The organism is Hydrogenophaga sp. YM1 (genome assembly GCF_016903055.1).
GTDB classification, from domain to species: domain Bacteria; phylum Pseudomonadota; class Gammaproteobacteria; order Burkholderiales; family Burkholderiaceae_C; genus Hydrogenophaga; species Hydrogenophaga borbori.
Genome location: NZ_CP070223.1, coordinates 3,604,729 through 3,628,915, shown reverse-complemented (window position 1 = coordinate 3,628,915; position 24,187 = coordinate 3,604,729). Strand labels below are relative to the sequence as shown.

18 protein-coding genes are annotated in these 24,187 nt (G+C 67.8%); 12 read left to right on the top strand and 6 right to left on the bottom strand.

Annotation, left to right across the window (positions count from 1 at the left end; all coding sequences use genetic code 11):
- Nucleotide 1 precedes the first annotated feature (1 nt).
- The 12 genes from fdh3B (at nucleotide 2) to JNX00_RS17080 (ending at nucleotide 15,281) form a co-directional block, all read left to right on the top strand.
- Nucleotides 2-604: a formate dehydrogenase FDH3 subunit beta gene (gene fdh3B / locus JNX00_RS17135; protein ID WP_070397294.1), complete on the top strand. Its 603-nt coding sequence runs from the start codon at nucleotides 2-4 to the stop codon at nucleotides 602-604.
- Entirely contained in the window at nucleotides 604-855 is a 252-nt protein-coding gene (locus JNX00_RS17130) for a hypothetical protein (protein ID WP_070397295.1), read from the top strand. Before fdh3B ends, JNX00_RS17130 begins: the two co-directional genes overlap by 1 nt.
- A gap of 11 nt (nucleotides 856-866) precedes the next feature.
- Nucleotides 867-2,066, top strand: a complete 1,200-nt coding sequence (locus tag JNX00_RS17125; protein ID WP_070397296.1) for a formate dehydrogenase subunit gamma — start codon at nucleotides 867-869, stop codon at nucleotides 2,064-2,066.
- A gap of 21 nt (nucleotides 2,067-2,087) precedes the next feature.
- Nucleotides 2,088-2,474, top strand: coding sequence for a hypothetical protein (locus JNX00_RS17120; RefSeq protein WP_204742976.1), 387 nt, complete (start codon nucleotides 2,088-2,090; stop codon nucleotides 2,472-2,474).
- A 97-nt stretch (nucleotides 2,475-2,571) separates the two neighbouring features.
- Nucleotides 2,572-3,429 (top strand): formate dehydrogenase accessory sulfurtransferase FdhD, encoded by an 858-nt coding sequence (locus JNX00_RS17115; RefSeq protein ID WP_070397298.1) that lies wholly within the window; start codon nucleotides 2,572-2,574, stop codon nucleotides 3,427-3,429.
- A 263-nt stretch (nucleotides 3,430-3,692) separates the two neighbouring features.
- The gene (locus tag JNX00_RS17110; RefSeq protein ID WP_204742975.1) at nucleotides 3,693-3,986 is read left to right on the top strand and encodes a hypothetical protein; all 294 of its coding nucleotides are present in this window, start codon (nucleotides 3,693-3,695) and stop codon (nucleotides 3,984-3,986) included.
- A gap of 65 nt (nucleotides 3,987-4,051) precedes the next feature.
- Complete coding sequence (locus tag JNX00_RS17105) at nucleotides 4,052-4,465, top strand: hypothetical protein (protein ID WP_204742974.1); 414 nt, start codon at nucleotides 4,052-4,054, stop codon at nucleotides 4,463-4,465.
- Nucleotides 4,465-5,739, top strand: coding sequence for a hypothetical protein (locus tag JNX00_RS17100; protein WP_204742973.1), 1,275 nt, complete (start codon nucleotides 4,465-4,467; stop codon nucleotides 5,737-5,739). The genes JNX00_RS17105 and JNX00_RS17100 overlap by 1 nt, the downstream gene beginning before the upstream one ends.
- Before the next feature lie 18 nt (nucleotides 5,740-5,757).
- Nucleotides 5,758-6,669 (top strand): hypothetical protein, encoded by a 912-nt coding sequence (locus JNX00_RS17095; protein WP_204742972.1) that lies wholly within the window; start codon nucleotides 5,758-5,760, stop codon nucleotides 6,667-6,669.
- Nucleotides 6,670-6,714: 45 nt separating this feature from the next.
- Nucleotides 6,715-11,601, top strand: coding sequence for a calcium-binding protein (locus JNX00_RS17090; protein WP_204742971.1), 4,887 nt, complete (start codon nucleotides 6,715-6,717; stop codon nucleotides 11,599-11,601).
- Nucleotides 11,602-11,629: 28 nt separating this feature from the next.
- Nucleotides 11,630-13,843 (top strand): type I secretion system permease/ATPase, encoded by a 2,214-nt coding sequence (locus JNX00_RS17085; protein WP_204742970.1) that lies wholly within the window; start codon nucleotides 11,630-11,632, stop codon nucleotides 13,841-13,843.
- 10 nt (nucleotides 13,844-13,853) lie between these two features.
- Nucleotides 13,854-15,281, top strand: a complete 1,428-nt coding sequence (locus JNX00_RS17080) for an HlyD family type I secretion periplasmic adaptor subunit (RefSeq protein WP_204742969.1) — start codon at nucleotides 13,854-13,856, stop codon at nucleotides 15,279-15,281.
- 78 nt (nucleotides 15,282-15,359) lie between these two features.
- On the opposite strand, the gene mdoH is transcribed toward JNX00_RS17080, so the two are convergent.
- The 6 genes from mdoH to miaB all read right to left on the bottom strand — a co-directional run bounded on the left by mdoH (nucleotide 15,360) and on the right by miaB (nucleotide 24,140).
- Nucleotides 15,360-17,318 (bottom strand): glucans biosynthesis glucosyltransferase MdoH, encoded by a 1,959-nt coding sequence (gene mdoH, locus JNX00_RS17075; RefSeq protein ID WP_204742968.1) that lies wholly within the window; start codon nucleotides 17,316-17,318, stop codon nucleotides 15,360-15,362.
- Nucleotides 17,315-18,874, bottom strand: a complete 1,560-nt coding sequence (locus JNX00_RS17070) for a glucan biosynthesis protein G (RefSeq protein ID WP_204742967.1) — start codon at nucleotides 18,872-18,874, stop codon at nucleotides 17,315-17,317. Before JNX00_RS17070 ends, mdoH begins: the two co-directional genes overlap by 4 nt.
- 191 nt (nucleotides 18,875-19,065) lie before the next feature.
- A complete protein-coding gene (locus tag JNX00_RS17065; protein ID WP_070397304.1) occupies nucleotides 19,066-20,475 on the bottom strand; it encodes a sigma 54-interacting transcriptional regulator in 1,410 nt (469 codons plus the stop codon).
- A 72-nt stretch (nucleotides 20,476-20,547) separates the two neighbouring features.
- Entirely contained in the window at nucleotides 20,548-21,285 is a 738-nt protein-coding gene (locus JNX00_RS17060; protein ID WP_204742966.1) for a hypothetical protein, read from the bottom strand.
- Entirely contained in the window at nucleotides 21,275-22,693 is a 1,419-nt protein-coding gene (locus JNX00_RS17055; protein ID WP_070397306.1) for an ATP-binding protein, read from the bottom strand. Before JNX00_RS17055 ends, JNX00_RS17060 begins: the two co-directional genes overlap by 11 nt.
- Nucleotides 22,694-22,706: 13 nt before the next feature.
- Nucleotides 22,707-24,140 carry a tRNA (N6-isopentenyl adenosine(37)-C2)-methylthiotransferase MiaB gene (gene miaB / locus JNX00_RS17050; protein ID WP_239478170.1) on the bottom strand — a complete coding sequence of 478 codons (1,434 nt, stop codon included), beginning with the start codon at nucleotides 24,138-24,140 and terminating at the stop codon, nucleotides 22,707-22,709.
- Nucleotides 24,141-24,187 lie beyond the last annotated feature (47 nt).

Genomic DNA, 24,187 nt, shown 5'->3' with positions numbered 1-24,187 from the left:
CATGGCACGAATGAAATTCATCTGTGACGCCGAGCGCTGCATCGAGTGCAACGGCTGCGTCACCGCCTGCAAGAACGAGCACGAGGTGCCCTGGGGCGTGAACCGCCGCCGCGTCATCACCCTCAACGACGGCGTGCCCGGCGAGAAGTCGATCTCGGTGGCCTGCATGCACTGCAGCGACGCGCCCTGCATGGCGGTCTGCCCGGTGAACTGCTTCTACCGCACCGACGAGGGTGTGGTGCTGCACGACAAGGACGTCTGCATCGGCTGCGGCTACTGCTCCTACGCCTGCCCCTTCGGCGCGCCGCAGTTCCCCTCGCAGGGCACCTTCGGCGTGCGCGGCAAGATGGACAAGTGCACTTTCTGCGCCGGCGGCCCCGAGGCCAACGGCAGTCAGGCCGAGTTCGAGAAGTACGGCCGCAACCGCCTGGCCGAAGGCAAGCTGCCGGCCTGCGCCGAGATGTGCTCCACCAAGGCCCTGCTGGCCGGCGACGGCGACACCGTGGCCGACATCTTCCGCACCCGCGTGATCACGCGCGGCAAGGGCGCGGAGGTGTGGGGCTGGGGCACGGCTTACGGCACCGCCGAAGGGAAAAAATCGTGATGAAACGCCTGACCCTCAGCTCTCTGGCGATGGTGGCCCTGCTGGGCCTGGCGGCCTGCGGCGAGAAGCCGCAGGAGATGAACGCCAACGGTGTGAAGCAGGACAACGCGGCCTACAGCGGCGTTGGACAAAGCCAGTACTCGCAACCGGGCTGGAAGGCCGGCGACAAGGGCAACTGGGAGCAGCAGCTCAAGGCGCGCGCCCAGTACGGCCAGAACGACTACGTGCGCATCGGCGCGCAGCAGAAGTAAAGGCGACGGCCATGCACAAGCAAGCAACCCCACGCTGGCGGGCCGGACTCGCGGCGCTGCTGCTGGGTCTGGGCGCGGTCTCGGCCTGGGCACAGGCGCCCAAGCCGGTGCCGGACGATCCCGCGCCGGCGAGCCAGCAGGCGGCGCCCGCGGGGCAGGGTGGCATCAAGAGCCAGAACATCTTCGATATCCGCCCCGACGCCGACACCGACCCGAACTACGCCGGCCAGAGCAACGCCGAGCGGCGCAAGGTGCAGCCCGGCAACAACGCGCCCATGTGGCACGACGTGAGCAAGGGCGTGACCGGTCAGACCATGCTGCCGTACCCCGAGTACGGCAACCTGATCCAGGGCTTCGTGCAGTACCCCGGCTCCAAGCTGACCACCGCCGGCGAGGCCTGGCGCCAGGTGCGCAACAACTGGATCATTCCCTATGGCGGCTCGCTGCTGCTGATCGTGCTGGTGGCGATCGCGCTGTTCTATTTCGCCAAGGGTTCGATCAAGCTGCACGGGCAGGAAACCGGTCGCAAGATCGAGCGCTTCACCTACTTCGAGCGCGCGGCGCACTGGGTCAACGCCATCGCCTTCGTCGCGCTGGCCGTCTCCGGCATCGTCATGGCCTTCGGCAAGTTCTTCCTGCTGCCCGTCATCGGCAGCACGCTGTTCGGCTGGCTCACCTACGCGCTGAAGAACCTGCACAACTTCGTCGGCCCGCTGTTCGCGGTGTCGCTGGTGGTGGTGATCTTCACCTTCATCAAGGACAACCTGCCCGCCAAGGGTGACCTGGTCTGGCTGCTCAAGGGCGGTGGCCTGCTCAGCGGCAAGGAAGTGCCCTCGCACCGCTTCAACGCGGGCGAGAAAGTGGTGTTCTGGGCTGGTGTGTTCTTCTTCGGCCTTGTCGTGGTGGGCTCCGGCCTGTTCCTGGACAAGCTGCTGCCGGCGGTGGAGTTCACGCGCGCCAACATGCAGGTGGCCCACATGATCCACGCCACGGCCGCGGCGCTGATGATGGCGCTGTTCCTGGGCCACATCTACCTGGGCACCATCGGCATGAAGGGCGCCTACAAGGCCATGAAGACCGGCTACGTGGACGAGACCTGGGCCAAGGAACACCACGCGCTGTGGTACGACGACATCAAGGCCGGCAAGATCCCCGCCCAGCGCACGGCGAACAAGCCCGAGGGCGCGTCCGGCCAGCCGGCGAAGGCCTGAGCGTTTCAGGAGACAGACCGCATGAGCATCCAGAAAATCGCCATCGCCGTGGGCCTGCTGGCAGCGGCCACCCTGGCCCAGGCCAAGCTGCCGGCACCGCCGCCGCTCACGCCCGAGGCCGCCGCCAAGGCCGACGAGGCCAAGGCCAAGGCCGCGTACAACACCAAGCTCGACGCCTACAAGCTGTGCAAGGCCATGGACAAGGCGGCGGCCAACTACTTCAAGACCACCGCAGGCGCGGGCAAGCAGCCCTCGGCGGGCGCGCCGGCCTGCACGGACCCGGGCCCCTTCTCCTACGTGCCGCCCAAGCCGGCCGAAGCGGCGGGCGCGCATTCGCCCGCGGCACCGGCGACCAGCCCGCCCAGCAACCAGGCGCCGGCCGGCGCGCCCACGCCCAAGAAGCCGTAAGCGCCGCGCGCCGTCGCCGGCCCCCGTGCCCCCGCGCGGGGCAGCGCCAAAGGCCGCACCCCCGGGTGCCGGCCTTTTTCTTTAGTAGTCTCGCCCCATGCGCCTGCCCCAACTGACCGAGGCCCGTGCCCCGCTGACCGAGTCCATCGACGCGCTGGACGAGTTCGGCCAGCCCCGCGCCATCCACATCCCCGCCGAACGCGACCTGACGGTCTACGTCGACAAGCGCGAGCTGGTCACGCTCATGACCCTGGGCGCGCGGCCCGAGTGGCTCACGCTGGGCTACCTGCTCAACCAGCGGCTCATCGGCTCGGTGGACGACATACAGTCCATCACCGTCGACTGGGAGGTGAACGCCGCGAGCGTGAAAACCCGCCACGGCATCGCCCGCATCGAGGAGCGCACGGCCCGGCGGGTGGTGACCACCGGCTGCGGCCAGGGCAGCGTGTTCGGCGGGCTCATGGACGACCTGGACCGCATCCGGCTGCCCGAGGGGGTGCTGCGCCAGTCGCAGGTCTACGCCATCGTGGACGCGATCCGCGTGAAGGAGAGCACCTACAAATCGGCCGGCTCCGTGCACGCCTGCGCACTGTTCCGCGGCACCGAGCTGGCGCTGTTCGTGGAAGACGTGGGCCGCCACAACGCGGTGGACACCATCGCCGGCTGGCTGGCCCTTCAGGACGACGCGCCGCGCGCAGGCGGCGACACGCTCGACAAGGTCTTCTACACCACCGGCCGCCTGACCAGCGAGATGGTCATCAAGAGCGCCCAGATGGGCGTGGCGGCGGTGATCTCGCGCAGCGGCATCACGCAGATGGGCCTGCAGGTGGCGCGCCGCGTGGGCCTGTGCGCGGTGGGCCGGGCCACCAACAAGCACTTCCTGTGCTACGCCAACCCGCAGCGGCTGGTGTACGACGCGGTGCCGGCGGCGGCGCCGCAGCCCATGCGCGGCTGATCAGGCCGCGCGGCCTGACGGGCCACCTCGCGACTTACCACATGGACCAGGCCGCATACGGCGGCCTGTAGTCGCCTAACGGCGCGCGTATTGTCGGCCGCTGACTTGGCGAACTGATCCGCGAAGCCATGGGATGTGCAGTGGTGCCCGGCGCCTCATGGCAAACGACGATAGACGTATCAGATGCTGGACGTTACGAACCGACCACGTCCGGTGAAAGCCAACAGGCCTTTCAACCGCGACCGGCAGGGAGGGGGAAACACATGAACGCATGGTGCGATGCCATGGCGCGTGTTGGCGCCGGCCGATTGATCGCGGGCGCTCAAAAGCCGATGGGTGAGTTCGGTGGCTGGGAAGTGGCCGGGCGTGGGCTATGGCCCAACGGCTTGTCTTCGCTGGTGCTACCGGAGGTGGTGGATGAGGGAGGCCATCCGCTGGTGATCGGCGAGGGCGTACTCGCGTTGCCGCAGATGAACGGCTCGGGGATGGTGAGGAACCTGAGGGCGGCGATGAGCCTGGCGGGCACGCAGGTTGATGAGTTGGAGGCGGCGCTTTGATGGCCCAACGCGCGTATGCGGAGCTATTCGAAAGTAATTTGAATGGAAATCTCAAGGAGAGAATAATGAGGAAATCAATTCAATTTGCCGTCATGGTGATTGTTTGTGCCATTTCGGCAGAGCAAGCAATGGCGGGCGAAGATAGAACCTTCGAGGATGCGCGCTTGAAGCTGTGTAAAGAGTTGCGCGAAATGCTCGTGCAGAAGAACCAATGCTCTGGCGAGCAAGACTGCGCCGCCCGACAACTACTGTTTTGCAGTCCGGCGAAAAGCGGGCTGAGCTTTCAATTGTGGGGTGTTCAGGACAAGGCCGCACATGCAGAGGCTATTGCCATCATTGGGCGTGAGTTCGCGCAGCAAGGCGGTCAAATGAATGCCAAACTTGTGGCGTATTCCAATGACAAGAAGACTTCGTTGGCCACATCATTCTGGGAAAAGAACAAGGTCATTCTGGAAGTTGATTTTCAAGGAGGAAAGTAATGTCCAGCATCGAACTGCGTGTGGATGTTGGTGGGGCAGATTGGATTCCTCACACCTTCATTGTGGTGACCGGGCCCGATGGTCTGGAGCGTGGTTATGGCTTTGCGCCAGCAGTCTCTGGACAACTGACCGGCGAGGGCAAGATATTTGATGACACTGCGCACGAGTATTCGTCTACGACAGGAAAAATCCCAATCGATGCTGAGGGGTATCTGAGGCTGATGGAATATGTTGAGAAATCGACGAACAATCCGCCTGATTACTATCTTCCGTATGGCGCGCAATGTTCGAATTGGGCATTTCTCGCGCTGACGGAGGCAGGGATAGACGCGGCTGCGAGTCCGAACTTGGTGCCCGATTGGTTTTTGCGTGACGTTTTTGAGACCATTGTCTGGAACCCCTACACGCAATGGCTAAACATCGAGGTGAACAATCTGTTCAACTCCGCCCGCTCCGTCGTCCTGCAACGCGACCCCCTGGTCCTGGACCTCGACGGCGACGGCCTTGAACTGAGCGCCGCCTCCGGCAACGTCCTCTTCGACCACAACGCCGACGGCATCAAGACCGGCACCGGCTGGGCGCGCCCGGACGACGGCTTCCTGGTTCGCGACCTCAATGGCAACGGCAGCATCGACTCCGGGCGCGAGCTCTTCGGCGTGGACACCGTCAAGAGCAACGGGCAACTGGCCAGCCAGGGCTTCGATGCCCTGGCCGATCTGGATTCGAACGGCGACGGCCAGATCACCAGCGCGGACACCGCCTGGGGCCAGCTGCAGGTCTGGCGCGATGCGAACCAGGACGGCATCAGCCAGGCGGGCGAGCTCAGCGGGCTCGATGCGCTGGGCATCACGCGCCTGGGGCTCAACGGCAGCGCCATGGGCCCGCAGGCGGGGCAGACGATCAACAACAACCGCGTGGCGCTGAGCACGACGTTCACGCGCAATGGGGTCAACCGCACGATGGGCGCGATCGACCTGGAGGCCAATGCGTTCTTCTCGGAGATTCCGCCGCAGGTGGTGGACGAGGCGGGCCAGCCGGTGGTGATCACGCAGGCAGCGAGTGCGCTGCCGCAGATGAGCGGCTCGGGCATGGTGAGGAATCTGAGGGCGGCGATGAGCCTGTCGGGGACTCAGGCCGACGAGCTGGAGGCGGCGGTGGCGGCGTTCGCGGCGGCGGGCACGCGGGACGCGCAGCGGGTCGGAAGGGTCTGCCACCACCATGCCCATACAACGATGGGTAGACGACACGGCGCCCACGTATCGTCGCGCGCTTGATTTTTAAGGGGAGTTTTCTTGACGACATCGAACAAGAATGCGGGCGACGCCGAGTTCGGCGACGCGGTAGCAGTGGCCAAGCCGCGTCGGCGAATCGGCCGCTGGCTGCTGGGATTGCTGCTCATCGGCCTGCTCGCCATCGCGGGGATCGTGGCCATCTGGTTGCACAAGGCCCAACGCATCACCTCGCGCATCGAGAGCCACGTGGCCTCACAGCCCTACCCCGGGTTTGCCATCGGTGACCTGGGCGGCATGCCGGTGAAGATGCCGCGCCACATGGCCGAAATGCTGGAATACGACGGCGACCCGGGCTGGGCACCCGCGCCCGACTGGCGCCCGCCGGTGCGGACCTTCGAATCGAAGATCAACAGCTTCGGCTTCGACGTTCGCTATCCGGATGGCCAGACATTGGATTCATGGGAGCGGCGAGAGGAGAAGCGGCTGACGCCGCCCTGGGAGTATCGGTGGATCAGGGTTGGAATCAAGAGTAGCAAGCACTACCCAGGCGATGGATTCTTGCAGCGCCATGAACAAGCGCTGTACAGGAATCAGACGCACAAGTCAGCGCTCTTTCGGTATCACTTGCAGCCGGAGAAAGAGTACGGGCTGGAGGTTTACAAGTTGGCCCCGCCACCCGAGGGGCCTGATCCGAAGAAATTGATGTTGAAAGAGGAGCACTTCGGTCGTGATGCCGAAGGGAAACTCGTTTCGAACATCCGGTGCACCAGGGTGCTAGGCGATATCAATCGATCCACCTGCACACAGGATTGGTCCATGGAAACAGAGGGACTTCGAGTCCAGCTGACGGCAAGCTACCGCCGCCCGTTGCTGCAGCACTGGCGCGAGATTCAACCCATGGTCACCCATATTGTGCTGGGCTTCCGGCATGACCCCAGCAAGCCCGAGGAAGCGCCCACGGCGCCGCGCTGACCCATTCACTTGTCACATCAAACACCAACATTCAGGAGGTAACCCATGTCACAACCACAAGCACTGACCACCGCGCAACTTGAAGCGTACTCACAGCAGCTTGCCAACGGCACGCTGGCCGATGTGGAGCAGGTCTATGCCGATCTCTACAGCAAGGGCTACAACTACGCAGGTTGGGCCGGTGGCGTCGCGAGTGAGGACACCATTGCTGGTGTGTCGGCGGTGAACTTCCTGACGGGCACGGCGATGATGGGTTGGGGTGGTGAGCAGTGCCGCAACTTGCCGGAGGCCACTCTCGATTCGATCCGCATGGAAATGGCGCGACAGTATGTTGAAACTCTCCGCGTTCGCAGCACCCAACAAGGCGGGCAGATTTCGGAGGATGTTAGCTACGAGGAAACACGTCAGTTCCACGACGATGTCTTCTCCAACCACAACCTCGCCCTCGACAACTGGACCCTCAACACCCCCATGGAGTTGGTGCGCCAGACCCAGGGCGATGAAGCCGTCGAAGCCCTCTGGCGAGAAATCCGCGACACCGGCGGCGATGACATCGACGGTACCTGGGCCAGCGTCAAGCTCTACAACACCGTGGGCCGACTGAGCTTCTCGGAAGACCCCGCCATTCGCGACGCGGCCTTGAACTGGATCGAACAAGTCCCCGGCTTCGCGAATTGGGAGGCCATCGGCCGCAGCGTCGAAACCTTGATGGAGTGGCTGGAGAACACCGAAGCCGGTCGCATGTGGAATGCGATCCATCGGATCATCGACAGCGACTCACTCTTTCTGGTCAATCCCCTACTCAACACCGCCTTCAACTCCGCCCGCTCCTTCATCAACCGCCGCGACCCCCTGGTCCTGGACCTCGACGGCGACGGCCTGGAACTGAGCGCAGCCAGCGGCAATGTGCTGTTCGACCACAACGCCGACGGCATCAAAACCGGCACCGGCTGGGCACGCCCGGACGACGGCTTCCTCGTTCGCGATCTGAACGGCAACGGCAGCATCGACTCCGGGCGCGAGCTCTTCGGCGTGGACACCGTCAAGAGCAACGGGCAACTGGCCAGCCAGGGCTTCGATGCCCTGGCCGATCTGGATTCGAACGGCGACGGCCAGATCACCAGCGCGGACACCGCCTGGGGCCAGCTGCAGGTCTGGCGCGATGCGAACCAGGACGGCATCAGCCAGGCGGGCGAGCTCAGCGGGCTCGATGCGCTGGGCATCACGCGCCTGGGGCTCAACGGCAGCGCCACGGGCCCGCAGGCGGGGCAGACGATCAACAACAACCGCGTGGCGCTGAGCACGACGTTCACGCGCAATGGGGTCAACCGCACGGTGGGCGCGATCGACCTGGAGGCCAATGGCTTTTTCTCGGAGATTCCGCCGCAGGTGGTGGACGAGGCGGGCCAGCCGGTGGTGGTCACGCAGGCCGCGAGCGCGCTGCCACAGATGAACGGCTCGGGGATGGTGAGGAACCTGAGGGCGGCGATGAGCCTGTCGGGGACGCAGGCCGATGAGCTGGAGGTGGCGGTGGCGGCGTTCGCGGCGGCGGGCACGCGGGACGCGCAGCTTGCGCTCATCGACAACCTGATCACGGAGTGGGCGCAGACCTCGAGCTACTGGAGCAGCTTGGAGGGGTACCTGGGGGGCCCGGTATTTTTGAGCCCACCCGCGGGCATGACGGGTGAGCAGTACCGCAACATGATCGGCGTGCTGGAGGTCTTCAATGGGAGCCGCTTCTATGCGCAGGCGGGCAGCGCGATGCCGGTGGGGCAATGGAGCAGCACGGCCAACGGGGTGACGAGCTACGCCCTCAATCCGGTGGCGGAGCAGGCTCAGTTCCTGCAGCAGGCGTACCAGGCGCTCAAGGAGAGCGTGTACGGGGCGCTGGTGATGCAGACGCGATTGAAGCCGTATCTGGATGCGGTGGAGCTGACGGTGGACGCGAGTGGCGTCCGGTTCGACACCTCGGGGCTTGATGCGCTGGCGCTCCAAGGCGCGCAGACCGATGCGCTCAACGTCATCAAAGACCTGACGGACCTGCGGCGCTATGGCAGCGAGGCGCTGCAGAGCGTCGGATGGGCATTCGAGGACACCATGGCCGCGGTGCTGACGTCGATTGACATCACGCCGGACGTGGCGGCCTTGCTGGCAGCGGAAAAGCTGGCATGGATGGGGCCGCAGGCCACCTCGTTTGCCGTGTCGGCCGCGCAAGCCGGGTTCACGGTGCTAGGCAATGCGCTGGACAACAGCATCACTGGCAACGCAGCTGGGTCCGAGTACCTCTATGGCGGTCAAGGCAACGACACGCTGACGGCGGTGGGCAACTGGGACGTGCTCGATGGCGGCGCGGGCGACGATGTGCTCAAGTTGAGCAACGGTGCGGAGCAGTCCACCACGTTCATTGGTGGGGCGGGAAACGACACCATGACGGGCGGCGGCTACAACGACACCTATGTTTTCAACCGGGGCGATGGCTCGGACACCATCACCGACTACGGCACGCACAGCACGAGCAGCATTTACCTGGACCGGCTGAACTTCGGCCAGGGCATCGCGACCAGCGACATCGGCGCGCGTCGCGTGGGCGTGGATCTGGTGGTCACGGTGGCGGGTGTGCCGGGCGACCAGATCACGATCAAGAACTGGTTCAACGATGGCAGCGGCTACCAGCGCATCGAGCAGATTGGCTTCTCGAATGGAACGGTCTGGACGCACAACGACCTGGCACAGCTGGCGCTGAGCACGAGCAACACCGGCACGGCCGGCAACGACACCATCAGCGGCACGCTGCACTACAGCGATCGGTTGATGGGCGGTGAGGGCAACGACACGCTGACGGCGGTGGGCAACTGGGACGTGCTCGATGGCGGCGCGGGAGACGATGTGCTCAAGTTGAGCAACGGTGCGGAGCAGTCCACCACGTTCATTGGTGGGGCGGGCAACGACACCATGACGGGCGGCGGCTACAACGACATCTACGTGTTCAACCGGGGCGATGGCTCGGACACCATCACCGACTACGGCACGCACGGCACGAGCAGCATTTACCTGGACCGGCTGAACTTCGGCCAGGGCATCGCGACCAGCGACATCGGCGCGCGTCGCGTGGGCGTGGATCTGGTGGTCACGGTGGCGGGTGTGCCGGGCGACCAGATCACGATCAAGAACTGGTTCAACGATGGCAGCGGCTACCAGCGCATCGAGCAGATTGGCTTCTCGAATGGAACGGTCTGGACGCACAACGACCTGGCACAGCTGGCGCTGAGCACGAGCAACACCGGCACGGCCGGCAACGACACCATCAGCGGCACGCTGCACTACAGCGATCGGTTGATGGGCGGTGAGGGCAACGACACGCTGACGGCGGTGGGCAGCTGGGACGCGCTCGATGGCGGCGCGGGCGACGACGTGCTCAAACTGAGCAACGGTGCGGAGCAGTCCACCACGTTCATTGGTGGGGCGGGCAACGACACCATGACGGGCGGCGGCTACAACGACATCTACGTGTTCAACCGGGGCGATGGCTCGGACACCATCACCGACTACGGTACGCACGGCACGAGCAGCATTTACCTGGACCGGCTGAACTTCGGCCAGGGCATCGCGACCAGCGACATCGGCGCGCGTCGCGTGGACGTGGATCTGGTGGTCACGGTGGCGGGTGTGCCGGGCGACCAGATCACGATCAAGAACTGGTTCAGCGAGGTCAATGGCTTCTACCGCATCGAGCAAATCAACTTCGCTGACGGGACGGTCTGGACCCACAACGACCTGGCACAGCTGGCGCTGGCCACGACGAACACCGGCACGGCCGGCAACGACACCATCAGTGGAACGGGAACCTACAGCGACCGGCTGATTGGCCTGGAGGGCAACGACACGCTGACGGCGGTGGGCAGCTGGGACGTGCTCGATGGCGGCGCGGGAGACGATGTGCTCAAGTTGAGCAACGGTGCGGAGCAGTCCACCACGTTCATTGGTGGGGCGGGCAACGACACCATGACGGGCGGCGGCTACAACGACATCTACGTGTTCAACCGGGGCGATGGCTCGGACACCATCACCGACTACGGCACGCACGGCACGAGCAGCATTTACCTGGACCGGCTGAACTTCGGCCAGGGCATCGCGACCAGCGACATCGGCGCGCGTCGCGTGGGCGTGGATCTGGTGGTCACGGTGGCGGGTGTGCCGGGCGACCAGATCACGATCAAGAACTGGTTCAACGATGGCAGCGGCTACCAGCGCATCGAGCAGATCGGTTTCTCGAATGGAACGGTCTGGACGCACAACGACCTGGCACAGCTGGCGCTGGCCACGACGAACACTGGCACGGCTGGCAACGACACCATCAGCGGCACGCTGCACTACAGCGATCGGTTGATGGGCGGTGAGGGCAACGACACGCTGACGGCGGTGGGCGACTGGGACGCGCTCGATGGCGGCGCGGGAGACGATGTGCTCAAGTTGAGCAACGGTGCGGAGCAGTCCACCACGTTCATTGGTGGGGCGGGCAACGACACCATGACGGGCGGCGGCTACAACGACACCTATGTGTTCAACCGGGGCGATGGCTCGGACACCATCAGCGACTACGGCACGCACAGCACGAGCAGCATTTACCTGGACTCGCTCAACTTCGGTCCGGGCATCACCGAAGAGGAACTGTGGTTCTCTCGCTCAGGCAATGACCTGTTGGTGCAAGTGCTCGGCGATGGCGGCCAAGTGGAGATCAACGATTGGTACGCCGGCCCCAACAACCGCATCGAGCAGATGCAGTTGAGTGACGGCCAGAAGCTCCTGGCCGCGCAAGTCGACTCCCTGGTCAACGCCATGGCCGCCTTCGCCCCACCCGCCCCCGGTCAGATCGCCCTAACCCCCGAGCAGCAAACCGCGTTGTCCCCTGTGATCGCCGCGGGCTGGAACTGAGGAAACACCTCCTAGGGAGGAGCACAACATGTCTGACCCGACGCTGGACGCGCCGGATGCCTCGGGGCCTGCGCGCGCCGATGAGGCACCGCCATTGCCTCCAAGGCGCTCCGCCGAGCGGGACAGCGGCATCGCCTGCCTGGTGATGATCGCCCGTCTGCACGGCGTGGCGGCGGACCCGGACCAGATCGCGCACGGGTTCGCTCACGACGGCCGGGCCCTGGACGTACCGGGCTTGCTGCTGGCGGCAAAGCAGCTCGGCCTCGTCGCCAAGCGCGTGCGAGTGGACCCGGCGCGGTTGGCCAAGACGCCGCTGCCGGCGATCGCGATCGGCTTGGAAGCCGTGGACGGTACGCCGGGCGGGGCCGACTTCTTCCTTCTCGCCCGCATTGATCAAGGTCGTGCGCTCATCCAGTCCCCTGGCGTCGGCCGCCCCGAGTCCCTCAGCCTCGACGCCCTGCAAGCCCAGTGGTCCGGCGAGCTCATCCTCTTCACTTCGCGCGCAACCATCGCCGGCGAGATGGCGAAGTTCGATTTCACCTGGTTCATTCCCGCCGTGGTGAAGTACCGCCGCCTGCTGCTGGAGGTGCTGGGCGTGAGCTTCGCTCTGCAGCTCTTCGCGCTCATCACGCCGCTGTTCTTCCAGGTGGTGATGGACAAGGTGCTGGTGCACCGTGGGTACACCACCTTGGACGTGATCGCCATCGCCTTCGCTGTGGTGGTGGTGTTCGAGGTGGTGCTGGGCGGCTTGCGCAGCTTCGTGTTCGCGCACACCACCAGCCGCATCGACGTGGAGTTGGGCGCTCGCCTGTTCCGCCACCTGCTGGGTCTGCCTTTGCAGTACTTCCAGGCCCGGCGCGTGGGCGATTCGGTGGCGCGCGTGCGCGAGCTGGAGAACATCCGCGCCTTCCTCACCGGCAACGCGCTCACGGTGGTGCTCGACCTGCTGTTCTCCGTCGTCTTCCTGGCGGTGATGGCGTACTACAGCGGTTGGCTCACGCTGATCGTGCTCGCCTCGCTGCCGTGTTACGTGCTGGTGACGGCGGTGTGCACGCCCATCCTGCGCGCGCGCCTGCACGAGAAGTTCAACCGCGGGGCGGAAAACCAGGCCTTTCTGGTGGAGACCATCAGCGGCATCGACACGGTCAAGGCCATGGCGGTGGAGCCGCAGTGGACGCGCCGCTGGGACCAGCAGCTCGCGGGCTACGTGTCCGCGAGTTTCCGAACGGCGACCATTGGCACCTTGGCCAACAGCGCGGTCACGTTGATCTCGAAGTCGGTGACGGTGCTCACGCTGTATTTCGGCGCGCGCTTCGTTATCGAGGGCGATCTGTCCGTGGGCCAACTGATCGCCTTCAACATGCTGGCGGGCCAGGTGGCGCAGCCGGTGATGCGCCTGGCCAATCTGTGGACGGACTTTCAACAGACCGGGATTTCGGTTCAGCGGCTGGGCGACATCCTGAACACGCGCACCGAGGTGGCGGGCCAGAAGGCGGCGCTGCCGCCATTGGCCGGACGGGTCACGTTCGAAGGCGTGCATTTCCGCTACCGGCCGGACGGCCCCGAGGTGTTGAGCGACCTGTCGTTGGACATCGCGCCGGGCACGGTGGTGGGGGTGGTGGGGCGTTCGGGTTCGGGCAAGAGCACCCTGACCAAGCTGGTGCAGCGCCTGTACGCGCCCGAGCGCGGGCGGGTCCTGGTGGACGGTATCGACCTGCTGATGGCCGATGCGAGCTCCCTGCGCCGCCAGGTGGGCGTGGTGCTGCAGGAGAACGTGCTCTTCGCGCGCAGCGTGCGCGACAACATCGCCCTGGCCGACCCGGGCGCGCCGCTGGAGGCGGTGGTGCGCGCCGCTCGCCTGGCGGGGGCGCACGAGTTCATCGCCGAGCTTCCCGAGGGTTACGACACGATGGTGGGTGAGCACGGTTCCACCCTGTCCGGCGGGCAGCGGCAACGCATCGCCATCGCGCGCGCGCTCATGACCAATCCGCGCATCCTCATCCTGGATGAGGCCACGAGTGCGCTGGACTACGAGAGCGAGCGCATCGTGCAGCAGAACATGCAGCGCATCGCCCAGGGACGCACGGTGATCATCGTGGCGCACCGGCTGAGCGCGGTGCGCGACGCGCACCGCATCGTGGTGATGGAGCGTGGCCGGATTGTGGAGTCGGCCACCCACGCGGAACTGCTGGCGCGGCCGGGCAGCCGCTACGGCCAGTTGTGGCGTCTGCAGCAGGCGTGAAAGGGCAGGCATGAAACTCCGTCTGCAATGGCAGGCCCTGCGCGACCTGCTGGGTCGCCACCGCGCCGCGTGGCGCCACGTCTGGGCGCAGCGCGCGGCGCTGGACGCACCGCCGCGCCCGGCGCACGAGACCCAGTTCCTGCCGGCCGCGCTGGCCTTGCAGGAAACCCCTGTCTCGCCCGCGCCGCGCCTGGCCATGGGGCTCATCGTGGCCTTCCTGCTGATCGCTCTGCTGTGGGCCACGTTCGGGCGCATCGACGTGGTGGCGGTGGGGCAAGGCAAGGTGGTGCCCAGCGACCGAACCAAAACCGTTCAACCCCTGGAAACCGCCATGGTGAAGGCCATCCACGTGCACGACGGGCAGTTCGTGCGCGCCGGCGAGGTGCTGATCGAGCTGGACCCCACGGCGCCCCTGGCCGACGCCGATCGGCTGGCGGCGGAGCACACAGCCGCGCTCTTGCAGCTCGTGCGCGGGCAGGCGCTGCTGACGGCGTTGGACGGCTCCGGTGCGCCGGGCCTGCCGCCGCTGAAGGGGGTGGACGCCACCCGCCGCCAGGAAGCCGCCCGCTTGCTGCAAGGCCAGTACGCCGAGTACCAGACCCGCCGCGAACGGGTGGCCGCCGACACCGCGCGCCGCGAGGCCGAGTGGCGCGCCACGCAAGCCCTGGTGCGCAAGCTGGAGCAGACCTTGCCCATCGCCACCCAGCGCGCGCAGGACTACCGCAATTTGGTGGACCAGTCCTTCGTGTCCAACCACGGCTACCTGGAACAGGAGCAGGCGCGCATCGAGATGGAGGCCGACCTGGCCGCGCAGCGCAACCGCCTGCAGGAGATCGCGTCCTCGCTCGACGAGGCGCGCGCCCAGCAGCGCGCCCTGACGGCCGAGACGCGGCGCACCGCGTTGGACAGCATCGAGCAGGCCCAGCAGCGCCTGGACGCGCTGGCGCAGGAGCGCATCAAGGCCGATGCCCGGGGCCGGCTCACGCGGCTCACCTCGCCGGTGGACGGCACGGTGCAGCAGCTGGCGGTGCACACCGAGGGCGGTGTGGTCACACCCGCGCAGCCGCTGATGGTGGTCGTGCCGGCGGACCAGCCGCTGGAGGTGGAGGCCTTCTTCGAGAACAAGGACATCGGCTTTCTTCGCCAGGGCCAGGTGGCTGAGGTGAAGGTGGAGACGTTCCAGTTCACGAAGTACGGCACGCTGCACGCGGAGCTCGCCAGCGTCTCGCACGACGCCATCAGCGACGAGCAGCGGGGCCTGATCTACGCCAGCCGCGTGCGTCTGGCGCGCACCAGCCTGGACGTGGATGGCATGGAGGTGCGCTTGTCGCCGGGCATGGCCGTGACCGTGGAGGTCAAGACCGGCCGGCGCCGGGTGATCGAGTACTTCCTGGCGCCGCTGCTGCGGCACACCGACGAAAGCCTGCGCGAGCGCTGAGCCCGCGCCAAGAACGACAAGGGCCCTTTGCTGGCCCTTGTCGTTCAGGGGGTGCCGGGCCGAGTCGCCCGGTCCGCCTCAGGCCGCCTTCAACGCCAGCCGGCTCGCGTGCTTCCACGCGCGGCGCAGCACGGCGGGCGACCAGGATTCCTCGGGGATCAGCAGCACGCCGCGCGAGCGCATCCATTGGCCCAGGTCCACGTGGCTGGTGGCCACGGTGAGCGGGATGGCCAGCAGCAGCGGAAGGGCCACGGGGGCCAGCCACAGCAGCGCGGCGGCATTGAGCAGCGCCACGCCCGCGCCCATGAGGGCGATGACGGCGGTCATGGGCGCCAGGCGACGGGCGGCATCGCCCCAGCTCACGCCGCTGGCCTCCCGCGGGGGCGACTTCCACTCCAGCTTCAGGCCGGTGAGGGCCACCAGCACGAACAGCGAGTGCGCGAGCATGCGGATCGGCGCCTGCAGCACGGCCAGCAGGGTCTCGGCGACGGCGCTCAGCATGAGCGTGCCCGTGCCGCCGAACTGGCGCTGCTCGCGCTTGAGGAAGACGGCGATCAGGCCCAGCACGCGCGGCATGAAGAGCAGGCACAGCGTCCAGACCCACAGGCCGCGCAGCTCGGCCGGCAAGGCCTGCCAGTCGGGCAGCAGGGTGCTGTCGGCCACCCACAGGGCGGTGCCGATGGTGAGGAAGCCCAGCCACAGCGGCGCCGACAGGTAGGACATGGCGCCGATGGCGAACATGCTGCGGTGCACGCGGTGAATGCCGGGCTCGGCCATCAGGCGCGCGTTCTGCAGGTTGCCCTGGCACCAGCGGCGGTCGCGCTGCAGCTCGCTCAGCAGGTCGGGCGGCTGCTGCTCGTAGCTGCCCTGCAGGTCGGAGACCAGCCACACGTGGTAGCCGGCGCGGCGCATCAGCGCGGCCTCGACGAAGTCGTGCGACATGATGCCGCCCGACATGCCGCCCGTGCCCTTGATGGGGGCCAGCGCGCAGTGCTTCATGAAGGGCTCGACGCGGATGATGGCGTTGTGGCCCCAGTAGTGGGATTCACCGAGCTGCCAGAACTGCATGCCCAGCGTGAACAGGCGGCCGGTGACGCGCGAGGCGAACTGCTGCGAGCGCGCGTGCAGCGTGGCGTGGCCCACGGCCTGCGTGGCGGTCTGGATGATGCCGGCGCGCGGGTGCGCTTCCATCAGCTTGACCATATCGACCAGGCAGCGGCCGCTCATCACGCTGTCGGCGTCGAGCACCACCATGTAGCGGTAGTCCTTGCCCCAGCGGCGGCAGAAGTCGGCCACGTTGCCGGCCTTGCGGTGGCTGCGGCGCGTGCGCAGGCGGTAGTAGACCTCGATGGAGGGCAGGCCGCTGGTGGCGAGGGCGCTGCGCAGGTTTTCCCAGGCGGCGCGCTCGGCGCGCTGGATCTCGGGGTCGTAGCTGTCGGACAGCACGAAGACGTCGAACACCTTCGATTCGCCGGTGGCGGCGAGCGATTCGCAGGTGGCGCGCAGGCCCGCGAAGACGGTGGCCACGTCCTCGTTGCAGATGGGCATGATGAGGGCGGTGCGCGCCTCGGGGTTCATGGCGTGGTCGCGCACCTCGGCCGCACGCAGGGTGTGGCGGTCGCCGAAGATCGAGACCCAGAAGCCCATGAGCGCGGTGACGAAGCCGGTGAGCACCCAGGCCGAGAGCACCACGAACAGGGTGAGCTGCGCCACGCGCAGCAGGCCATTGCCGCTGGCGGGCTGCAGTTCCCAGAACATCAGGCCGGCCATCAGCGTCCAGGCCAGGGTCAGTGCCACGAAGATCGCGCGGCGCCAGTTGGCGGCGTTCTGCCAGGGCTCCAGCGGCTCGCCTGCGCGCGCGGGCGCCTGGCCCTGGGCATAGGGCGGCAGCAGGCCGCTCGCCGTGCTGAGCAGCACGGTCCCGATGCTGTTCCAGAAGCCGCGCCAGGGGCGCGGCGCCATGGAGCCGCGGTTGATGGGGGGCGCGGTCACCGCGTTCGGGTGGCGCTCTTCTCGCAGCAGGCTGCGGGGGTTCATTCGGGCAGCAGAAGTTGCGTCCATGTTTCGCTCACGGTGTGTTGCTGGTGTTGCAGGAAGGCGCGCAGTTCGACCGGCTGGTTGGGGTCGATGCGCTCGACGCGCAGGCTCAGGCGCCAGGTGCGCGTGGCCGGGTTGGGGTAGGCGATGGCCTCAAGCACGCGGCCGTTGGCATTGGTGCTGACCTTGGGCTCGACGCTGGCGCCCGCGGGCAGGGCGTCCAGCGCGGGGCCGGCGAAGTCGAGCACGAATTTGGGCTGGGCGGCCTGCTCGGCGGCGCTGAGCTTGGTGTAGCCATAGCCGCGGCGGCTCTGCGTGACCCAGCTGGCGGGGGGGCGCTGCTGCTCGTCGCCTTGCCAGGACAGGTCGTAGCGCAGCTCCAGCGGCTGGCCGGCCACCAGCGGCTGCGCGGGCACCCAGTACGCGACGATGTTGTCGTGCGTCTCGTCGGGCGTGGGCAGTTGCACCAGCTCCACGCGGCCCGGGCCCCAGTCGCCCACGGGCTGCACCCAGGCGCTGGGGCGGCGCTCGTAGCGGGCCTCCACGTCTTCGTAGCTGGCGAAGCGGCGGTCGCGCTGCATCAGGCCGAAGCCGCGCGGGTTGCTGGTGGTGAAGGAGCTCACGGCAATGGCTTTGGGCCGCTGCAGCGGGCGCCACATCCACTCGCCCTCGCCGGTGACCAGCATCAGGCCGTCCGAGTCGTGCACCTCGGGGCGGAAGTCGCCGGGCAGGGGCTGGTTCTCGCCCGACAGGAACATGCTGGTGAGCGGCGCGATGCCCAGGGTGTTGACCGGCGCGGCGCCTTCGCGCGCGAACAGGCGCAGGCGCACGTTCATGGTGGTGGTGAACCCGGGGCGGATGACGAACTCGTAGGCGCCGGTCACGCGCGGCGATTCGAGCAGGGCCATCACCGTCACCTCGCGCGCGTCGGCGCTGGGGCGGCGCAGCCAGAACTCGCTGAAGCGCGGGAACTCCTCGCCGCTGCCGCCCACGGTGTCGATGGCCAGGCCGCGCGCCGATAGGCCATAGCCCTGTTGCGCGCCGAGGGCGCGGAAGTAGCTCGCGCCGAGGAAGACGGCCAGCTCGTCCTTGTAGGCGAGGTTGTTGAGCGGGTAGTGCAGGCGCAGGCCGGCGTGGCCCAGGTCGCCCCAGCCGCTGGTGTCGAAGCCGTTCTTGCCGAAATGGAAGTCTTGCGCGCGGTAGGGCAGGGCTCGCACCTGGCCGTCGGGGGCGACTTCGTGGATGCGCACCGGCTGGGTCTGGTACAGGCCCAGATGGAAGTACTGCACCTCGAAGGGCAGGTTCAGGTCACGCCAGGTGGAGCGCTCGGTGCGGAAGCGGATGTCGCGCAGCTGGTCGTAGGTGATGTCGGCCAGGGCCGGAGGCAGCTTGTCGCCGCTTTCGCGCCAGGGCTCGGCGGCGCGCGTCTGGGCGAGGTGGGAGAGCTGCTCCCAGCTCAGGGCCCGGGCCGGCGAGGACACCAGCGCCAGCGCGGCCAGCAGGCCGCCCAGGCGCCAGCGCAGGGCCGGCAGGGGAAGGGAAAAAACCAAAGGCATGCCCCCTTGAGGGCAAGGCCTGTGCCAGTTGGGAAAAAGCCTTTTAAATCAACGGCTTGGAACAGGCTGAAGGGGCCCGTCGGCCACACAGGGCGTCGACACTAGGGTAAACCCGCGTTTTTTGTCGCCGACCGGCGACAGGGGGAGGGGGGTACCCAAAAATCCTGAACGAAATCAACGATCTTTTTGTGTCACGTATCGGCGACAGCCTCGTCACCCGCGGCCTCGGGGGCGCCGGAGCCGTCGCTCTTGAACAGGCCCGGGGTGAGCGCGTGCTTCTGCAACAGGCGATAGAACTCCGTGCGGTTGCGCTGGGCCAGGCGGGCCGCGTCGGCGACATTGCCGTCGGTCATCTTGAGCAGGTCGACCAGGTAGGCGCGCTCGAAGCGCTGGCGCGCCTCGGCGAAGCTCAGCACCTCCATGGTGGGCGTGCGCAGCGCGCGCTGCACCAGCGCCAGCGGCACCAGCGGCGTGGTGGACAGGGCGCAGACCTGCTCGACCACGTTGTAGAGCTGGCGCACGTTGCCGGGCCAGGTGGCCATGGTCAGGGCCTTGAGCGCCTCGGGCGCAAAGCCCGAGCTGCGCTTGCCGTACTTGGCCGCCAGCTTGGAGAGGAAGTGATTGGCCAGCAGCGGGATGTCCTCGCGCCGCTCGGCCAGCGTGGGCAGGGTGAGCGTGACCACGTTGAGGCGGTAGTACAGGTCCTCGCGGAACTGCCCCTCGGCCATGGCGACCTCCAGGTCGCGGTGCGTGGCCGAGACGATGCGCACGTCCACCGGCACCGACTGGCTGGAGCCCAGCGGGCGCACGGCGCGCTCCTGCAGCACGCGCAGCAGCTTGACCTGCAGGGCGGGTGGCATGTCGCCGATCTCGTCGAGCAGCAGGGTGCCGCCGTCGGCGGCCTGGAACAGGCCCTTGTGGTTGGCCACCGCGTCGGTGAAGGCGCCCTTGACGTGGCCGAACAGCTCGGACTCGAGCAGGGCCTCCGGGATGGCGCCGCAGTTGACCGCCACGAAGGGCTTGCCGGCGCGCGCGCTGGCCTTGTGGATGGCGCGCGCCAGCATCTCCTTGCCGGTGCCCGAGTCGCCGCGCAGCAGCACGCTGGCGTCGCTCTGCGCGACCATGCGCGCCTCGGCCAGCAGGTCGTCCATGCGGTTGGAGCGGCTGACGATGTCGCTGCGCCAGGCCTCGTCGGCGCGCCGCGAGGGGCCGGCGGGCGTGCTCAGCGCCAGGGCCTGGGCGATCTTGTCGAGCAGTTCCTTGGCCTCGTAGGGCTTGGTGAGGTAGCCGAACACGCCGCGCGCGGTGGCCTCCACCGCGTCGGGAATGGTGCCGTGCGCGGTGAGCAGGATGACCGGCAGCGAGGGGTGGCGCGAGCGCACCTCGGCGAACAGGGCCAGGCCGTCGCGCCCGGGCAGGCGCACGTCGGACAGCACCAGCTGCGGGCGCTCGATTTCCAGCTGGGCCAGCGCGGCCTCGGCCGAGCCGACCGCCGTGACCTGGTAGCCGGCCGCGCCCAGGCGCATGGACAGCAGGCGCAGCATGTCGGGGTCGTCGTCGACGACCAGGATGCGGGATCGGTGGTGGGGGACGTCGCTCATGGGATGGCCTTCGCGCAACGCGCTGCGGTGTGAGCCCCGTCGGGCGGCCGTGCGCTACTCATGGTGGCTTTCTCAGGGCGCGCGCGGCGCGGGGGCCGCGGGCGCCGGCGGGCGGTTGTTGATGCTGCGCTCGATGGCGCGCATGGCCTCGAGCCGCTCGTTGAGCTGGTCGATGCGGCGCTGCTGCTCGCGCAGTTGCGCGTTCTGCTTGTCCAGGGTCTCTTCGATCTTGCGGTGTTCGAGCAGGCGCTGCGCCAGCAGGCGCGCCAGGGGCTTGAGCGGCGCGCTGTCGGGCGCGGCGCTGTTGGCCACGCGCTGCGCGAGGCCCAGGGCGCGCGCGGTCTCCACTGGCTGGTTCAGGTGCATCAGCGCCAGGGCGAGCTGCAGCTGGCGTTCGGGCGCGCCGCCGGGGTCGCCGATGGCGGCGATCTCCAGGCTCAGTTCGGCCGGGCTGAGGCCGCGCACGCGGTCGGCGTAGCGCAGCAGCCGGGCGGCGGCCTCGCCCTCGGTCGCGCTGGCCGGCGCCGGCTGCACCAGGGACGGTGCCAGCGGGGCTGGGGCTGCGGCGGCGGCCACGGGCGCGGCGGCGGGCGGATGAGCCTGCTGGGCCGCCTGGGGCGCAGCGGTGCTCACTGGCGCCGGCGCCGCCTGGGGCGCGCTGCTGGTGGCGGGCGGGGCGGGCGCCGGCGACGGCGGCAGCGGGGTGGTGGCGCAGGCGCTCAGGGCGCAGGTGGCCAGCCAGAGCCCGACCCGGGTGCGGGAGGGATCGAAGCGGGCGGGCGCCGTGGGGCGCGCGGGTTCATGTGGCATGGGGCAACTCGATGCGGAAGTGGGCGCCGGCGGGGCTGTCAAGCAGCTCGACACGGCCGCCGTGGGCGACGATGTACTCATGGACGATGGACAGGCCGATGCCGGTGCCGCGCACCGCGCCATCGGGCTGGCGTTCTCCGCGATAAAAGGGCTCGAAGATGCGGTCGCGGTCGGCCTCGGCCACGCCGGGCCCCTGGTCGACGATGTCGATGCTCACGCGCCCCGGCAGGCCCAGCAACACCAGGCGGATGGTGCCATCCTGCGGCGAAAAGCGGATGGCGTTGAGCAGCAGATTGCCGATGGCCGAGGCCATCTTCTCGCGGTCGACCTGCAGCCAGACCGGATCGCCCTCGACGCGCACCTGCAGGCCGTGCGCCTGCCAGTGCAGGCGCTGTTCTTCCACCAGGTCGTCGAGCAGGGCGCGCAGGTCGGTGCGCTCGCGCCTGAGCTGGCGGGCCTCGAAGGCCACGGCGTTGAAGCGCAGCAGTGCCTCGATCTGGGTCTGCAGCACCTGGGTGTTGTGCTGCAGGATGTTGACCACCTCGGCCTGGTCGGGGTTGAGCGCGCCGGCCACGCCGTCGCCCAGCACCGAGACCCCCTCGCGCAGCGAGGCCAGCGGCGTCTTCAGCTCGTGCGAGATGTGGCGCAGGAAGCGCGCCTTGTCGGCGTCGAGTTCGGTCAGTCGCAGGCGCAGCCAGTCGAGCTGCTGGCCGACGCGGCGCACGTCGCTCGGGCCGACGATGTCGATCGGCTGGTCGAGCCGGTTCTCGCCCAGGGAGACGATGGCGCGCTCCAGCCGCTTGAAAGGCTTGGCCAGCCACACGCCAAAGCCCAGGGCCATGCCGGCGGCCAGCAGGATGGCGCCGGTGACGACCTGCGTGAGCTGCTCCTGGCTGCGTTGGAAGCCAGCCTGCAGCGCGGCGTTGCGCGCGGCGATGATGGACTGCACTTTCTGCGCGATGGCCGCGCTGTGGCCGTCGAGCTCGCGGAAGGCGCGCGCCACGTCGCGTTCGCGGTCCAGCGCGGTTTCGGGCGGGCCGTCGAGCAGTTCGGCCACGGCCTGCATCTGTTCGCGCCAGTTCTGCGCGAACTCGGGCGGCAGCTCGTTGTCCTGCAGGCGCTGCAGGATGTCGCGCGCGTCGCTGGCGGCCTCGCCGAAACGCTGGCGCAGCTGGCTGTCGCGCAGCACCAGCGACTGGCGCGCCGCGCGCTCCATGGTGAGGCTGCGCTCGGACAGCGACTGCGCCGCCGTGGACAGGGCGATGGCCTGGGCCGTGCCCTCGCGGCTCTGCCCGAGCAGGGTCTCCAGCGAGAACAGCGTGCGCACCGCCGCGCCGCCGAGCAGCGCGCCGATCAGCAGGAAGGCGACCAGCAGCAGCTGTTGAAACGAGAGCGAGGAGGGCCGCACGAGCGAAGGGGATTCAGTCCAGGGACACCGCGGAGCCGGCTTCGCCGGGCCGCAGGTGTTGCCCCCTTGAGGGGGTGGCGCGAAGCGCCGCGGGGGTGTTCATCGCCACCTCGCCGCGCAAGGAGTGCGGCAGGGCCTGGGTGATGCGCACGTCGATCATCTGGCCGACCAGGCGCGCGCCGTTCGGGCCGCCGTCGAAGTTGACGATGCGGTTGCACTCGGTGCGGCCCATGAGCTCGGCCGCGCCGCCGGGACCGGGGCGGCGCGCGGCGCCTTCGACGAGGATGCGCTGCACGGTGCCCTCGCGGCTGGCGCTGATGCGCCGCACATGGGCCTCGATGGTGGCCTGCAGGTGCTGCAGGCGCTTGAGCTTCACCTCGTGCGGCGTATCGTCGGGCAGGTTGGCCGCAGGCGTGCCGGGGCGCGGGCTGAAGATGAAGGAGAAGCTGCTGTCGAAGCCCACGTCCTCAATCAGCTTCATCATCTTGTTGAAGTCGTCCTCGGTCTCGCCGGGGAAGCCGACGATGAAGTCGCTGCTCATGGAGATGTCGGGCCGGATCGCCCGCAGCTTGCGGATCGTGCTCTTGTATTCCATGGCGGTGTAGCCGCGCTTCATGGCCATGAGGATGCGGTCGCTGCCGTGCTGCACCGGCAGGTGCAGGTGGCTCACGAGCTGCGGGACACGCGCGTAGACGTCGATCAGGCGCTGCGTGAATTCGTTCGGGTGGCTGGTGGTGTAGCGGATGCGCTCGATGCCGGGGATATCGGCCACGTACTCGATGAGCAGGGCGAAGTCGGCGATCTCGCTGGTGCCGCCCATGGCGCCACGGTAGGCGTTGACGTTCTGGCCCAGCAGCGTCACCTCCTTCACGCCCTGGTCGGCCAGGCCGGCGATCTCCACCAGCACGTCGTCGAAGGGACGGCTCACCTCCTCGCCGCGCGTGTAGGGCACCACGCAGTAGCTGCAGTATTTGGAGCAGCCCTCCATGATGGAGACGAAGGCCGAGGCGCCGTCGACCTTGGCGGGCGGCAGGTGGTCGAACTTCTCGATCTCGGGGAAGCTGATGTCCACCTGCGGGCGCGCCTGCTTCTGGCGCTGCGCCAGCAGCTCGGGCAGGCGGTGCAGGGTCTGCGGGCCGAACACCACGTCGACGAAGGGCGCGCGCTGGATGATGGCGTCGCCTTCCTGGCTGGCCACGCAGCCGCCCACGCCAATGAGCACGCCTTTTTGCTTGAGGTGCTTCACGCGGCCGAGGTCGGAGAACACCTTTTCCTGCGCCTTCTCGCGCACCGAGCAGGTGTTGAAGAGGATGAGGTCGGCCTGCTCTGGGTCGTCGGTGGGCTCGTAGCCCTCGGCGGCGCCCAGCACGTCGGCCATCTTGTCCGAGTCGTACTCGTTCATCTGGCACCCGAAGGTCTTGATGAACACCTTTTTCTGTTGGCTCATGGCAAAGCTCCTGCGGGCGCGAAGCGCCCGTTGCGCCCCATGGCGGG

What these genes read in the sequence shown, in the direction of transcription:
- fdh3B (WP_070397294.1), top strand. Translation starts at nt 2, where the DNA reads ATGGCACGAATGAAATTCATCTGTGACGCCGAGCGCTGCATCGAGTGC.
- JNX00_RS17130 (WP_070397295.1), top strand. Translation starts at nt 604, where the DNA reads ATGAAACGCCTGACCCTCAGCTCTCTGGCGATGGTGGCCCTGCTGGGC.
- JNX00_RS17125 (WP_070397296.1), top strand. Translation starts at nt 867, where the DNA reads ATGCACAAGCAAGCAACCCCACGCTGGCGGGCCGGACTCGCGGCGCTG.
- JNX00_RS17120 (WP_204742976.1), top strand. Translation starts at nt 2,088, where the DNA reads ATGAGCATCCAGAAAATCGCCATCGCCGTGGGCCTGCTGGCAGCGGCC.
- JNX00_RS17115 (WP_070397298.1), top strand. Translation starts at nt 2,572, where the DNA reads ATGCGCCTGCCCCAACTGACCGAGGCCCGTGCCCCGCTGACCGAGTCC.
- JNX00_RS17110 (WP_204742975.1), top strand. Translation starts at nt 3,693, where the DNA reads ATGAACGCATGGTGCGATGCCATGGCGCGTGTTGGCGCCGGCCGATTG.
- JNX00_RS17105 (WP_204742974.1), top strand. Translation starts at nt 4,052, where the DNA reads ATGAGGAAATCAATTCAATTTGCCGTCATGGTGATTGTTTGTGCCATT.
- JNX00_RS17100 (WP_204742973.1), top strand. Translation starts at nt 4,465, where the DNA reads ATGTCCAGCATCGAACTGCGTGTGGATGTTGGTGGGGCAGATTGGATT.
- JNX00_RS17090 (WP_204742971.1), top strand. Translation starts at nt 6,715, where the DNA reads ATGTCACAACCACAAGCACTGACCACCGCGCAACTTGAAGCGTACTCA.
- JNX00_RS17085 (WP_204742970.1), top strand. Translation starts at nt 11,630, where the DNA reads ATGTCTGACCCGACGCTGGACGCGCCGGATGCCTCGGGGCCTGCGCGC.
- JNX00_RS17080 (WP_204742969.1), top strand. Translation starts at nt 13,854, where the DNA reads ATGAAACTCCGTCTGCAATGGCAGGCCCTGCGCGACCTGCTGGGTCGC.
- mdoH (WP_204742968.1), bottom strand. Translation starts at nt 17,318, where the DNA reads ATGAACCCCCGCAGCCTGCTGCGAGAAGAGCGCCACCCGAACGCGGTG.
- JNX00_RS17070 (WP_204742967.1), bottom strand. Translation starts at nt 18,874, where the DNA reads ATGCCTTTGGTTTTTTCCCTTCCCCTGCCGGCCCTGCGCTGGCGCCTG.
- JNX00_RS17065 (WP_070397304.1), bottom strand. Translation starts at nt 20,475, where the DNA reads ATGAGCGACGTCCCCCACCACCGATCCCGCATCCTGGTCGTCGACGAC.
- JNX00_RS17060 (WP_204742966.1), bottom strand. Translation starts at nt 21,285, where the DNA reads ATGCCACATGAACCCGCGCGCCCCACGGCGCCCGCCCGCTTCGATCCC.
- miaB (WP_239478170.1), bottom strand. Translation starts at nt 24,140, where the DNA reads ATGAGCCAACAGAAAAAGGTGTTCATCAAGACCTTCGGGTGCCAGATG.